Here is a 14,489-nt window from a genome sequence, read left to right as displayed (position 1 = left end):
AACAGATCGGCGCCGCTGCAATGATCGTTGGGTTTCTGGGAGGACTGACCGCTTGCGGCGACATGACCACGCGTCAACGGGATACGGCTATCGGCGCCGGCGTCGGTGCGGCGGGCGGCGCGGTGATCGGCGGCAGCGCGCTTTCGACGCTCGGCGGCGCGGCGGTCGGCGGGATTATCGGCAATCAGGTCGGGAAGTAGCGCGAACATCGTCTGAACGACGCAACGGACGCGTTTCGCCGCCATCAACGACCCGCTGTTTCATTTCTGTTACATAAAGGCGCGCCGCAATGCTTTTTCACATCACGCGGCGCGCCTCCCGGTTGTCGTTCGACTAAGCTGCTTCTTAAGGGGCCAATTTCATTCGATCCCACGTCCCGCAAGCCGTAACGCAAGGAGCAGTGCCATGATTTCCGCCCGCAGCATGTCCGGACCCAGGACGGCCGCCGCAGCGCTCGCCGCCGGGCTTCTTCTCGGCGGATGTTATTACCCTTACGGTTATCCGGCTTATCCAGCTTATCCGCCCGCGCCTGTCGTCGGCGCGACCTACACGCAGCGGGAATTTGCGTTGCCCGCGTCCGGCACGGCGGCCACGCCGACGTCATCCGCGACCTTGCCGCCACAGTACGAATACGCCGTCGGCTCGTCGTACTCCGACTACTACCGGACGTATCCCTATCCGTATTACCCGCCGTATGCGGCTTACCCGTACTACGGCTATCCGGCGTACTACGGCTACGGCTACGGTTATCCGGCGGTTTCGTTCAGCTTCGGCTACTGGGGCGGCAGCGGATGCTGCTGGGGACATGGCTATCGCGGCGGCTACCACGGTGGCGGATGGCACGGCGGCGGCGGGTGGCATGGGGGCGGCGGCTGGCACGGCGGCGGCGGCAGTTGGCATGGCGGCGGAGGCGGCGGCCGCGGACACTGATCGCCGCGCCGCGATACGCCAGGTGAGACAAAAAGCCGTTTGTCGCCTTGCCGCGTAACACTGCTGCAACATTTTCCTTTCGACACGGGCTCGCGCGCACGACGCGCTTCATCGTGCGCCGGCGCACTTTCCTTATCCGACAAGGCTTCGCCACTATTCGCCAGATGATTGGCACGGTTTTGGCTACATAGCTTCCCTGCATCGAGTCGCAACGGCGATAACCGTTGTTCCGCGCACTTTTCCGTATCGGGGGATCGGACATGATGGCCTTCGTGTTTTTCCTGCTGTGGATTTTCGCCTCGCTCGGCCTTCTGACCGTGTGGGTCTTCCGCCAGACGCCATCGGCCGGTCGCGACGAGAGCGCGCCGAGCGCCGTCGCCGAGGGCTGATCGCGCTCGTCCGTGCTTCTCCATCCGCATCGATGACGCGCCCGCAAGCGGCGCGTCCCTTCACGTCCATTCACCTCTGCGCGCCACGCCGTGGCCGGAATGGACGGGCATTCACGCCTTGACGCATGCCCTTCGCGCCCTATTCTTAGTGTGCGCGTTATGCGGTTGCTTAAGCCGGCGACCGGACATCGAACTCCACGCGCATCGCGGCTTCGCGTTGGCGCCGCTTCGGTTCATGACAGAACGAAGGAGACCCGATGTTCCACCAGCTACTCACCCCGATCGCCAATTCCCTGTTCGCATCCTTCATCGTCGCCGCGCTGCCGATCATCCTCGTGCTCGTGCTGCTCGGCTGGGCGCGCCGTCCCGCGTGGCAGGCGTCGCTCGCGGGGCTAGTCCTTGCGCTCGTCATCGCCATCGCGGGCTGGCATTTTCCGGTCGGGCTCGCGCTCGATTCGGTCGCGGCCGGCGCCGTGTTCGCGCTGTGGCCCGTCATGTGGATCGTCTTCGCCGCGATCCTGCTCTACAACGTCGCCCAACGCTCGGGGCGCTTCGAAGCGTTTCGCGTGTGGATGGTCGATAACCTGCCGAACGACCGGCGCATCGTGCTCGTCGTGATCGGCTTCTCGTTCGGCGCGCTGCTCGAAGGGATTTCGGGCTTCGGCACGCCGATCGCAATCACGAGTTCGCTCTTGATCCTGCTCGGCTTCCCGACGCTCGAAGCGCTGACCTTCACGTTGATCTTCAACACGGCGCCGGTCGCGTTCGGCGCGCTCGGCGTGCCGATCACCGTGCTCGGCGCAGTGACGCACCTGCCCACCGATGCGCTCGCCAAAATGGTCGGTCGCCAGTTGCCGTTCTTCGCGCTCTTTCTGCCCTTCTATGTGATCGGTATCTACGCGGGCTTTCGCAACATGATGCGTATCTGGCCCGTGCTGCTCGTCTCGGGCGGCGTGTTCGCATTGACGCAGTTCGTGACGTCGAACTACATCAGCTATGCGCTCACCGACGTGCTTTCGTCGCTCGTCTCGCTGATCGTGACGATCGCGTTCCTGCGCGTGTGGAAGCCGGTCGCGGACGAGCGCTTCGCGGTGAACGTCGAGCGCGCCGGCGCGACGCGTTCGGCGATTCCGGGCGGCCAGGGCTGGGTGCCGTGGATCGTGGTCTCGGTGGTCGTGATCGTGTGGACGGTGCTCAAGATCTTCATGATCGGCGACGTGAAAATCGCGTGGCCGGGCCTCGACAAGGCGGTCTACATCACGCTCTACAGGCAGCCTTACGGCGCGATCTGGGATTTCCAGCCGCTCGCGACGGGCACGGCGATCCTGGTCGCGTCGATCATCACCGCGTTGATGGTGAAGCTGCCCGCGCGCGAATACGTCGCGGCGATCGGCGATACGTGGGTGCAGACGCGCATCGCCATTCTGACGGTCGCGACGATCGTCGGCCTCGCGTATCTGATGAACTACTCGGGCATGAACTACACGCTCGGTCTGGGCGTGGCGTCGGTCGGGCCGTTCTTCCCGCTCGTGTCCGCGTTCCTCGGGTGGGTCGCGGTGTTCCTCTCCGGCAGCGACACGTCGGGCAACGCGCTCTTCGGCAATCTGCAGGTCGTCGCGGCGAACCAGCTCAACCTCAATCCGGTGCTGATGGCGGCGACCAATTCGTCGGGCGGCGTGATGGGCAAGATGATCTCGCCGCAAAACATCTCGACCGGCGTCGCGACCACCGAGCTCAAAGGCAAGGAAGGCCTCGTGTTCGCGCGCACGTTCAAGCATTCGATCTTGCTGACGATCCTGCTCGGCGTGCTCGTGTGGCTGCAGCAAAACGTGCTGACGTGGATGATCCCGCCGCATTGAGCTTTCGCGCTTCTCCTGTTTCTCCCGCTTCTTGCGCTTTCGTCCGGCGGACCATTTCTGAGACGAACGCGGTGCTAACATGCGCGGACTTTCGATGAGCCTTGCGAAGTCCGCCCGCCATGTCACCCGCCAATCTGCTGCAACTGATCGTCCTCGCCGCCCTGTGGGGCGCGTCGTTTCTCTTCATCCGCGTGGGCGTCGCCGAGTTCGGCGTCGCGCCGCTGATGGCCGTGCGCGTGGGCATCGGCGCCGTGTTCCTGATCGCGATGCTGCTTTCGCGGCGGCCGCTCGCCCAAACCGCCGCGACGCTGAAGAAACGCTGGCTTCAGTTGCTCGCCGTCGGCATTCTCAACTCGGCCGCGCCGTTTTGTCTCTTCGCGTATGCCGAATTGACGCTTTCGGCCGGGGCCACGTCCGTCATCAACGCGACGACGCCGCTGTTCGGCGCGCTCGTCGCTTTCCTGTGGCTCAAGGATCGCCTGACGACCGCGCGCACGATCGGCATGGCGATCGGCTTCGCGGGCGTGCTCGTGCTGGTGTGGAACCAGATCGCGCCGGAGCACGCCGGGCAAGCCGCCGCGCTGCCGGTGCAAGGCATGCTCGCGGCGGCGGCGGCGCTGGCGGCGTCGGCGCTTTACGGCGTCGCGGGCAACTTCGCGAAAAAGTATCTGATGGACGTCGACGCGATGACCAACGCGGCCGGCAGCATGATCGGCGCAACGCTCACGCTCGCGCCGATCGCGCTCTTTACGTGGCCCGCCGCGCCGGTTTCCGCGCACGCATGGGGCGCGGTGCTCGCGCTCGGCATCGGCTGCACGGGGATCGCGTATTTCATCTACTTCCATCTGGTCGCGGTCGCGGGCCCGGCGCGCGCGATGACCGTCACGTTCGTGATTCCGCTGTTCGGCATTCTGTGGGGCGCGCTCTTTCTCGGCGAGCACGTCTCGCTCGTCATGATGGCGGGCTGCGCGATCGTGCTCGCGGGCACCGCGCTCGCGACGGGCGTTGTGAAACGCGTGCCGTTCGTCGGACGGCGAAAATTCGCGCGCTGACTATACTGCTTTCGGGAAAAGCGGCGGTGTGCGGGCGGCATCGTCCGCAAGGGTGAAATTGTTTGGATGCCGTTGCACGCCGTGCGGCGCCGCGTCATCCTTCGCGCTTTTGCCGGGAGCCGTCATGCACGATCTGTTCGCCAAGCTCAAGCACGAAATGATGAAAATGGTCCCGCCGACCGTTTTCTTTTTCATCCTCCTGCATGCCGTCGCCATCGTGCGCGCGTTGATGGTAATGGGCACCGGCATTTCGCTGACCTCGTCGATGTCGGTGCTCGTCGCTTCGCTGATTCTCGGCAAGTCCGTGCTGATCGCCAACATGCTGCCGTTCATCAACCGCTATCCGGACCGTCCGCTGGTCTGGAACGCCGCCTGGAAAACGCTGATCTACACGGCCATCGCTGGCATCCTGCACTATCTCGAGCGGCTGCTGGACTTCTGGAAGGAGACCCACGGCCTTGCTGCCGCGAATCAGGCGCTCATCGCGCATATCAACTGGCCGCAGTTCTGGGCCGTCCAGATCCTTCTCGTGCTGATGATCGGCAACTACTGTGCGTTCGCCGAACTGGGCCGCGTGATCGGACGCGACGTGCTCAAGTCGTGGTTCTTCGGGCCGCGCGTCGACATGCCGCCGAAGTGGCAAAGCTGAGTCATTCGCCACGCACCGGCCCGCGCCCCGCCTTGATCGCGCCGCGTTTCACCTTGCCTTCGACGCGCCGCAACTGCGATGCGCGCGTCGGCTTCGTCGCGATTCGCTTGCGGCGCGTGACCGACACGCTGCGGATGAGTTCGTCGAGACGCGCGAGCGCCGCCGCGCGATTCATGTCCTGCGTGCGATGCTCCTGCGCCTTGATGACGATCACGCCCTCGCGCGTGACGCGGCTGTCGGAAAGCGCGAGCAGACGCGCCTTGATGTGCTCCGGCAACGAAGACCCGCGGATGTCGAAGCGCAGATGGATCGCGCTCGACACCTTGTTGACGTTCTGACCGCCCGCGCCTTGCGCGCGCACGGCCGTCAGCTCGATTTCGTTGGGCGGGACGGCGAGGCTGTCGGTGATGGTCATCGGTCGAATTCCCTGGATAGGCGCCGCATTCTCGCGGCCAGCCCGGAGTCGCGGCGCGTCGGCTCCCGGACGGCTTGCGCGAAGATCGCCGCCGAGCCGATCACTTCGACTCTGCGCTTCGCCCGCGTGATCGCCGTGTACACCAGCTCGCGCGACAACACGCGCACGAACGCGCCGGGCAACACGAGCGCCGCGTGCTCGAACTCCGAGCCTTGCGACTTGTGCACGGTGAGCGCGAACGCGGTGTCGTGCGGCGGCAGCGCAGCGGGCGACACGTAGCGCAGCGCGCCATCGGCCAGGCGGAACGCGACGCGCAACAGGCCGTCGGCGCCCGGCAGCGCGATGCCGATATCGCCGTTGAAAAGCCCGAGCGCGTAGTCGTTGCGCGTGACGATCACCGGCCGTCCGGCGAACCACTGTGCACCGAGTGCAAGCGCAATGCCCGCTTGCTCGCGCACTTTCGCCGCGATGCGCGCGTTCACTTCGTCGACGCCGCGCGGCCCCTTGCGCGTCGCGCACAGCACGCGGAAGCGATTCAGCGCATCGAAGAGTCGGGCGTGATCCGCTTGCTCGCCGTCGAGCACGGCCGAGAGCGCGTCCGCGTACGGCGCGAAGCCTTTCGCGAGACGCGCGAGGGTGCGCTCGGACAGCGTCGCGTCGCCATCGTCGAAGAGCACGGCCGCGCGCTCGCCCGATGGATCGAGCGCATCGAGCGCGGCCCGTTCGTCGCCATTGCGGATTGCGATCGACAGACGCCCGATGTCCGAATCGAGCCCGAAGCGATAGTTCTTCTGCAGCCACACGACGCAATCGGTGAGCGCGGGCTCGGCCTTCGCGTCGAAGAGATCGCCGTAGCCCTCGGAATCGTCGATGGGCGCGGCGTTCGGCAATGCGGCTTCGAGGCGCTTCGCATCGACCGAAAGCGCCGCCGCGATGCGCGCCACGCCCGCATGGCTGAACGACGGCTCCGCGCTCAGTTCCGCGAACACCGCGCCCGCTTCCACCGCCGACAGTTGATCCTTGTCGCCGAGCATCACGAGACGGCTCGCCGGCGCGACGGCTTCGAGCAGATGGGCGGCGAGCGCGACGTCGATCATCGAGGCTTCGTCGACGACGATCACGTCATACGGCAACGGATTGTCGCGATGATGCCGGAAGCGCCCGTCCGACTGCACGCCGAGCAATCGCTGCAACGTGAACGACGTGCGCGGCAGGCGTTCGGCGAGTTCGGGCGGCAGCTTGTCCGCGCGTTCGATGAGCGCCTCCTGCATGCGCTGCGCCGCCTTGCCGGTCGGCGCGGCGAGCGCGATGCGCAAGTCCGGATCCGCGTCGAGCAGACACGCGAGCACGCCGACGACGGTCGTCGTCTTGCCGGTGCCCGGCCCGCCGCTCACGATCGTCAGCCGTCCCGCCAGCGCGACGAACGCCGCGACCCGCTGCCAGTCGATGTCGTCATCCGCGCGCGGGCCGAAATAGCGCGCGATGCGTTCGGCCTGTCGCGCGATGTCCTCTCGCGAAGCGGTCATGCGCGCATCGCGCGAACGTTCGACGAGCGAGCACGCGAGCCTGCGCTCGTAGTCGAAGTAGCGCGCGAGATAAAGCCGCCCGTCCTCGTCGATGACGAGCGGCAGCAGGTCGGCCGCGTCCGCGCGCGCGCCGCCGCGCACGAGGCACGCGACACCGCTTGCAAGCAGCGCGTCGCGCGCCTCGTCGAAACGCGCGTCGTGACGGCGCGCGAGCGCGGCGAGCGGCAGGCACACGTGGCCTTGCGCGGTCGCGCGGCTCATCGCGAGCGCGGCGCGTTCGGCCCACAGCACGCTGCGTTCGTCTGCGTTCAGGCGCGCCGCGAGCGCGCTCATGCGCCGCGCGAAACCTTCGGCGAGCGCCGCGCTTTCATCGGCGGGCGCGGGCACGGGGCGCGTCGCCTGCATTGCATCGAGCGTGCTCATGCCGCGCCTCCCGACATCAAACGATCGAGCGCCTCGACCAGTTCCAGCGACGGCCGTCCGCGATGCACGCCGCACGCTTCTTCACCGTCGCGCCAGTCCGGGCGCACGCCGCGCACGAACAGATACAGATAGCCGCCGACATGCGTGTCGTACGCATAGCCCGCGAGCCGCGCGCGCAAATATCGATGCAGCGCGACCACGTAAATGAGCGCCTGAAGGTGATACGCGTGCTCCGCCATTGCCGTGGCGAGCGGCGCGGCGGCGTAGTCGGAAGCGGTGTCGCCCAGATGATTCGACTTCCAGTCGATGATCCAGAAACGGCCTTCGTGCTCGACGATCATGTCGATGAAACCCTTGATGAATCCGCGCAACGCGCCCGCCTCCAGCGCGACGTCGGGAAAACCGTGCGCCGCGAGCAGACGCCGCAACGCGCTGAAATCGAGCGAATCCGCCGGGAACAGGAACTCCAGTTCGTTCATGCGGCGCGTCGTCGGGATGGTCGCGAGCCGCATGCCGGGCGCGATTTCGCTCCTCACGGTGTCGCCGATGAGACGCAGCATCATCGGACGCAGACGCGGCGCGAGCGCTTCCGGCGCGGGCGTCGGATGCTCGTGCAGCGCGCGCTCGACGGCGGCCGGCCAGCTCGACTCATCGGTGAAATCCGCCAGCTCGAACATGCGATGCAGGCACTCGCCCGCCGCCGCGCCGCGCGGAAACGCGAGAATGTCGTCGGGATCGAGCGGCGATTCGTCACTTGAAGCGGCGTCCGTGCGCGCGGTGTCATCGAGCGCGGCGAGTTCGTCGTGATCCGGACGCGCTTCCACCGGCTGCGCCTGATTCGCCTCGTCGCGCGCGCCCGCCGCGATCAGCGAACTGAAGCTCGCCATGCGCCAGCGATCGCGCAGGATGCGCCGGTTCGTGCGCGCGGCGATCTCGTGTTCGTGGGACGCGTCGGCTTCGAGCGGCTCGCGCGTGTCGATCACCGGCAGCGGCGCGACGCCGATCGCGCCTTGCGACCGCGCCGCAACCGCATGCCACGCCGCGACGATTTCCGCTTCCTCGGGCGGCGCATCGCAGAACGCATCGAAGTCTTTTCCGCCACCCGCGACGAGCCAGTTGAGGACGCTTCGGCGCGACTCCTTCGTCGACCGGCTCGACAGATAAGAACCCGCGACGACATAGCAGCGGAACACCGCGCGCGTCAGCGCGACATACACGAGACGCGCGCTCTCGGCCGCCTGCTCGCGCGCAATGGCCGCACTCGCGAGATCGTCTTCCTCGCCTTCCATGCCGTAATGCAGCACCGCCACGCCCGCGTCGTCGTGATACTCGCGCGCATCGGGCAAACCGGATTTCGACGCCTCGCGCGACGCGCCGTCGTTCAGGAACGGACAGAACACGACCGCATACTCAAGCCCTTTCGACTTGTGCACGGTCACGATCTGCACGAGATTGCGGTCCGATTCGAGACGCAGTTGCGCTTCCTCGCCGCCGCCCTGCTGCTCGCGTTGCGCCGCGAGCCAGCGCAGCGTCGGCGCGATGCCGGGCTGTTCGGCCGAGCGCGCCTGCAGCAGCTCCGCCAGATGATTGACGTTCGTGAGCCGGCGCTCGCCGTCGGGCCGTGCGACGAGACGCGTCGCGATCGACAGCTCGCGCGCGAGCGTGCGCCACATCACCGCGAAGCCGCGCTCGTGCCAGATCGTGCGATAGCGCGAGAAGCGCTCGACCCAGCTCGTCGAATCGATCGGCTCGCCGTGCGGATCGGCGGCGTCCGCGTGTTCGAGCCGCCAGAGCGCGGCGGCGTCGAGCCCGAACCAGTCGGTAGCGAGCGCGGCGCGCAGGCGGCGCAGATCGCCCGGCGTGTCGATGGCGGCGAGCACGCGCTCGATCTGCTCGGCATCGAGCGAGCCGAACACGGACGCCTGCGCGAGCTCCACGCTGCCGATGCCCCATGCCGCGAGCACGCGCTTCACGAGACTGCCCTGCCGATGCGTCCGCACGAGCACGGCGATATCGCCCGCCGACAGCGGCGCTTTCCCGATGGTCACTTCGCCGCGCTGCGCACCGCGCAACAGCCGCGCGATCTCGGCGGCGCAGGCCTCTGCGGCATCGCGCTGCGCATTCGCTTTCACAAGCACCGATTCGCCGTGCGGCAGCATCCACACGCAGAAATCCGCGATGTCCGAATACGCGGCGGCAGGCGTGTTGTCGACGAACGGTCCGCGCTGGCGCGTGCCCGCGCGCACCGGCTGATAGTCGAGCCCATCTAGGATGAACGCCGACGGATTCGCCTCGAACAAACGGTTGCACGCCTCGATGATCGGCGGCGTCGAGCGCTGGTTGACCGCGAGCGTGTAGCGCGCGCTCGCGCCGTCGCGCGCGGCGAGATACGTGTGCAGGTCGGCGGCGCGGAAGCTGTAGATCGCCTGCTTCGGGTCGCCGACGAGAAAGAGCGGCCCGTGCGGCGCGAATACGCGATCGAAGATCGCGAACTGCAGCGGGTCCGTGTCCTGGAATTCGTCGATGAGCGCGGCTGGATAACGCGCGCGCAACGCCTCGGCGAGCCACGCGTGCTTCACGAGCGCGTGATGCAGGTTCGACAGCAGATCGTCGAACGACACGACGCGGCGCGCGCGCTTGCGCGCGGCGAGTTCCGAAGGCGCGTGATCGAGCCATTCACGCACGATGTCGAGCCACATCGCGCGCTGCGATGCCTCGGCGGCGGCGGCGGACGCGGCGAGCGCATCGGCCTGATCGAAGAAGGCGTGCGCGGGCGGCGTGTTCTTGACCTTGGTGCCCTTGGCGAGCGCGGTCGCCGTGAGCTTGAGCGCCCGCTCGGGCGGCGGCGCGTGGCAATCGCCTTCCGCGAAGTAGGCGCTCCATGCCTCGATGGCCTCGCCGACGATCTTCGTGCTGTAGCTGTTCGCTTTCAGCGCATCCTTCGCGTCGGAGAGCAGCTTCACGATGCCGTCGCGCTCGGCGTGCCACAACGCGCAGGCTTGGTCGAAGAGCGCCTGCATGTCGGCGGTTTGCGCGGCGCCGAAGTCACCGAAACGCAGCGCCGCGAGCGGCTTCTTCAGACGCCGCGCGAGTTGCGCATCGAGCGATGCCGGACCCGCGCCCTTCGCGACGAGCCACGACGCGAACGACGGCACGCGCGCCGCCACCGGCTCGACGCGCTCGCGCCAGAAGTCGGCGGCGAGCTCGAAGCGCAACGCGCTGTCGTCGGCTTCCATTTCGAACGCGAACGGCATCGCCGCGGCGAACGGCGCTTCCTGCAGCGCGCGCTGGCAGAACGCGTGAATCGTGTGGATCGCCGCCTGATCGAAGGTCGACACCGCGATGCGCAGGCGCTTCCCGGCTTCGTCTGCGTCGATGCCGGCGAGCGTCGTGTCGAACAGTTGCTCGATGAACGGATCGCCCGCCGCATCGCCGTTTTCGATCGCATGCGCAACGCCCGCGAGCCGCGAGCGGATGCGCTCGTGCAGCTCGGCGGTCGCCGCCTTCGTGAACGTGACGACGAGAATCTGCTCGACGGACAGGCGCTTTTCGAGCAGCAGCCGCACGTAGAGCGCGCAGATGTTCCAGGTCTTGCCGGTGCCGGCGGAAGCCTCGATCTGATTGACGCCGTCGAGCGCGCAAGAGAAGACGTCGAGTTCCTGCACGCCGATGTTGTCCAGAGATGAAGTCAGGTTGGTCATGCGCCGCTCCGCAGATGTTGCACGAGCGGTTCGAACACGATGCGCGCGAGCGCGGCGAAGGCGTCGTCGAGTGCGAGGTCCGCGCCGCGAAAGGCGATGCGAAACACCGGATCGTCGGATTCGGCGTGCGTGCGCTCGGATTCCCACGCGGCCTGCGCTTTCGAATCGCCCTCCTTCACCTTGAGCCACGCGCTCTTCGGAAAGAAGCGCAGCGGCATGCGGCGTCCCGCGCGATAGAGCGACGCGAGCGCGGCGAGATGCGCGAGCGGATCGGCGACGGGCATCAGTTCGAAATCCGCCGATTGTGCGCCGCGCCCATGCCAGATCGTGCGGCGCGGTCCGTCGGGCAGCGCCGCGCAGTAGGCGAGATGCGCGAGCCACGCGGACAGATAATCGCGCGCGCGCGGCGCGTCGTAGCGATAGATCACCTGGCCTTGCGGCGTCAGCGCGTTCAACGTGCCGACGAGCGCCATCGGACGGACGTCGACGAGCGAATCGTCGTGCGCGCCGAATAGCGCGATGCCCGCGGTGTCGGGCCAGCGTGGCCTCACGTCCAGCGAGAACGGCAGACGTTCGACGCCCGCCGACGTCGATGCCCGCACGCGCTCCGCCAGTTGCCCGAGCGCGTGCAGTTCGCGCGCCTGCCACACGCCGCCCGTCGCGCCACCCGGCATTTCGGGACTCGCGCGCGCGACGCGTCTTGCGAGTTCCCGCGCGGCGCGCTCGCCATCGTCGGCGGCGTCGAGCAGCGCGGGCAGCACGCGCGCGGCGAGCGCATCGCGGCCCGCGAAGCCGAGCTCGAACGGCTCGGTGTCGTCGAGTTCGGACTCGGCATCGACGAGCGCAATGCCCAGGCGGTCGCGCAACAGCGAGCGCGCCGGATGCCGCCAGAAGCGCACGAAGTCGTCGAACGCGACGGTCTGCGCGTCGTCTTCCGGCGGCAACGGCGCGCTGAAGAATCGCGCGACGGGCTGCGACTTGCCCGACTCCAAAGCGCGAGCGAGTTCGGCGCGCTCGGGTTCGTAAGTGAAGAGCCTGCCATCGTCGCGAAAATACTCGGGCGCATACGGCTGCAGCGGATGCTCGAACACGAAGCGCGCGCGCGCGTTCGCGAGTTCGTCCGGCGCCGCGTGCTTGCCCGCGACGGACTGCGCGAGATAGTCGAGCAGTTCGTCGATGAGCGCGGCGGGCGGCAGCACGGCGTTGTCGCGGATGCTGCGGCCCGTGTACGCGATCATCAGCCGGTCGCGCGCCGCGAGCGTGAGATCGAGAAACAGATTGCGCTCGTCGTCGCGGCGCTGACGGTCGCCGAGCTTGCCGAAGCGGGCCATCAGATCGAACTCGTCGGCGCGCGCGAGGCTCGGCAGCATGCCGTCGTCCATGCCGAGCAGACACACGACGCGATACGGCAGCCCGCGCAAGCTCGTCAGCGACGAGAACGTGACGCCGCCCCAGGGCACGCCGCCGCGCGCTGGATCGTCGAGCGTATCGGTGAGCGCGGTGCGGATCACGGCGGCCGATACTTCGGTCACGCCCGCGCCCTCGTCCATTGCGGCGATCAGCGAATCGATCGCGCGGCGCACGTCGCCGACGGCGTCGGCGAACGCGACGCCCGCATCGAAAAAACGCTCCAGCGCGTCGAGCAGCAGATCGCCCCAGGCGCGCGCGGTGCGCGCTCTCGCGATGCGTTCGGCGAACGCGTCGATGTCGTCGACGAAGCGCGTGAGACGGCCGAGCAATTCGGCCTCCGACCCGTTCGCCCCTTCGATCGGCAGCCAATCCGCGACCGGCGCGCCGCCGCCCGGCAGCGCATAGCCGAGATAGAGCCGCGTGAGCGCATCGGCGAATGTGTGACGCGCGGCGGGCACGTCGTCCGCCGTCACGTCGTCGGGACGCAGGCCGCGCCGCGCGCCTGCCGCCGCGAGCCACGCCTGCGCCGTTTCGAGCGCGGCGGCGTCGATGCCGTAGCGCGCCGCGATCGCATCCACGCGCAGCCATTCGACGAGCTCGGGCGCGCCGACGCTGCGTTCGGTGAGCGCGAGCCAGTCGATGAGCGCGCGCGCGACGGGATTCGCCTGCGACGGCGGCAGGCCGGTAATCCGATACGGAATGCGCCGGCGCTCGTTGCTCGCGCCCGCGGGCGCGGTGCCGAAGATGCCGTCGATGAGCGGCCCGGCGACCGCGAGATCCGGAAACGCGACGAGCACGTCCGAAGGCTCCAGCCCTTCGATATCGTCGAACCAGTCGAGCAAGCGGTCGTGCAGCACTTCGAGCTGGCGCGACAGGCTGTGACAAACATGCACTTCGATGCCGTTCTCGACGATGTCCTCGGGCTGCGGCTCGGCGCTGTCTTCATCGAGCGCGAGGATGCCGTTTTGCAGACGCGCGAGCCACGTAGGCGCGGGATTGTTCTCGAACAGTTGCCGCTCGCTCGACGCCGCGCTCTCGGTCAATTCGTGCAGCATGTGCAGTTGCGCCTGCGTCTGCCGGCCCCACTCCGCGAGCAGCGGATGGCCGACTTCCTGATAGTCCGCCTCGCCCTTCAATTCGAGTTGTTCGACGCGCGCCTCGCTCACGATGTCGAACCAGAACTCGCGGCAAGGATTCTGCGCGTAGACGCGCACGTCGATCCAGCGCGACAGCTCGCGCAAGAGCGCGATGTGCAGCGGCGGCATCGTCGGCAAGGCGAACACGCTGATGCGGCTCGGCCATTGCGCGCGCATCACCGTATCGAGATCGAAGCCGGGGGAACCGGCGAGGAAGCGGTATGCGGGCGGCGTCGGGTCTTTCTCGTCGCCGTTCGCATCGCGGGACAGGTCTTCGAGCAGTGCGCGCCAGAGCGCTCGTTGCCAGCGCTCGTCCTCGCGCTGGATGTCGTTCGCGCCAGAAAGACGCGGGCCGCGCGCGTCGATTTCGGCATTGCTTCCCGTGAGAATCGAGCCGCCCGCCTGCCAATGCGTGAGCCACTCGGGCCGATACGTCAGATAGTGATCGAAGACTGTCGCGATGCGCCGCGCGAGTTCGTAGCGCATGGAATCGTCGGCGGCGTTCAGATACGTCGATAGCCGCGCCGAATCGCCGAACGATGGATCTTCGAAGAGCCGATAGCAACGCCACGCGAGCCGGTCCGGCGAAAACGGCGAATGCGCGGGCACCGGCAGCACGCGCCCGATCTGCGCCCACAGCCATTGCGCGAGATAACAGAAGTCGACGTTCGCGCAGATGCCGAAGCGCTCCGCCATATCGAGTTCGAGCCGGCGCCGCAACGCCGCGCTCGGCACGATGACGGACTCGCGCGCGAAGGGATCGCCCTCGCGCATCGCAAACGCGTCGAGGTCTTCGAAGAGCGCTGCGGCGAGCGTCTCGTGACGATTCGAATAGAAGAGTTCGAGCATGGAAAGCGGCTTGCTATGCGGTCTGTGAAAGCTTCACCGGCGCGCGATTTGAAAAGCTTTGTCAGCTAATGCGCCAGCATAACAAAGCGGACGTGCCGCCGAGAACCTGGCCGAATGGCCGAGGGTCGAAGCCCGGGTGAGTTGGGTTAG

At 67.5% G+C, this 14,489-nt stretch carries 10 protein-coding genes; 6 read left to right on the top strand and 4 right to left on the bottom strand.

Annotated elements, in window-relative coordinates:
- Positions 1-20 precede the first annotated feature (20 nt).
- The 6 genes from QCE49_RS04385 (at position 21) to QCE49_RS04360 (ending at position 4,879) form a co-directional block, all read left to right on the top strand.
- On the top strand, positions 21-200 hold the full coding sequence (locus QCE49_RS04385; RefSeq protein ID WP_372492622.1) for a glycine zipper 2TM domain-containing protein: 180 nt from the start codon (positions 21-23) through the stop codon (positions 198-200).
- A 205-nt stretch (positions 201-405) separates the two neighbouring features.
- Entirely contained in the window at positions 406-930 is a 525-nt protein-coding gene (locus QCE49_RS04380) for a hypothetical protein (protein WP_051996818.1), read from the top strand.
- Between the two features lie 260 nt (positions 931-1,190).
- Positions 1,191-1,319: a hypothetical protein gene (locus tag QCE49_RS04375; protein WP_268811669.1), complete on the top strand. Its 129-nt coding sequence runs from the start codon at positions 1,191-1,193 to the stop codon at positions 1,317-1,319.
- Between the two features lie 257 nt (positions 1,320-1,576).
- Positions 1,577-3,178 carry an L-lactate permease gene (locus tag QCE49_RS04370; protein ID WP_175979898.1) on the top strand — a complete coding sequence of 534 codons (1,602 nt, stop codon included), beginning with the start codon at positions 1,577-1,579 and terminating at the stop codon, positions 3,176-3,178.
- 119 nt (positions 3,179-3,297) lie between these two features.
- Positions 3,298-4,230: a DMT family transporter gene (locus QCE49_RS04365; protein WP_175979897.1), complete on the top strand. Its 933-nt coding sequence runs from the start codon at positions 3,298-3,300 to the stop codon at positions 4,228-4,230.
- 124 nt (positions 4,231-4,354) lie between these two features.
- Entirely contained in the window at positions 4,355-4,879 is a 525-nt protein-coding gene (locus QCE49_RS04360; protein ID WP_008350584.1) for a hypothetical protein, read from the top strand.
- A gap of 1 nt (position 4,880) precedes the next feature.
- Here QCE49_RS04360 and arfB read toward each other — a convergent pair whose 3' ends face one another.
- The 4 genes from arfB to recC are packed head-to-tail and all read right to left on the bottom strand — an operon-like array spanning position 4,881 to position 14,339.
- Positions 4,881-5,294, bottom strand: a complete 414-nt coding sequence (gene arfB, locus QCE49_RS04355; protein WP_244807860.1) for an alternative ribosome rescue aminoacyl-tRNA hydrolase ArfB — start codon at positions 5,292-5,294, stop codon at positions 4,881-4,883.
- Entirely contained in the window at positions 5,291-7,243 is a 1,953-nt protein-coding gene (gene recD, locus QCE49_RS04350) for an exodeoxyribonuclease V subunit alpha (RefSeq protein ID WP_250456484.1), read from the bottom strand. Before recD ends, arfB begins: the two co-directional genes overlap by 4 nt.
- Positions 7,240-10,944 (bottom strand): exodeoxyribonuclease V subunit beta, encoded by a 3,705-nt coding sequence (recB, locus tag QCE49_RS04345; RefSeq protein WP_250456486.1) that lies wholly within the window; start codon positions 10,942-10,944, stop codon positions 7,240-7,242. Before recB ends, recD begins: the two co-directional genes overlap by 4 nt.
- A complete protein-coding gene (gene recC / locus QCE49_RS04340) occupies positions 10,941-14,339 on the bottom strand; it encodes an exodeoxyribonuclease V subunit gamma (protein ID WP_250456488.1) in 3,399 nt (1,132 codons plus the stop codon). The genes recB and recC overlap by 4 nt, the downstream gene beginning before the upstream one ends.
- Positions 14,340-14,489: the final 150 nt, after the last annotated feature.

Origin of the sequence: Caballeronia sp. LZ008, from assembly GCF_031451435.1 — a bacterium.
Classification (GTDB): domain Bacteria; phylum Pseudomonadota; class Gammaproteobacteria; order Burkholderiales; family Burkholderiaceae; genus Caballeronia; species Caballeronia zhejiangensis.
The sequence above is the reverse complement of the archived record's forward strand: the minus strand, read 5'-3'. Positions and strand labels throughout refer to the sequence as shown.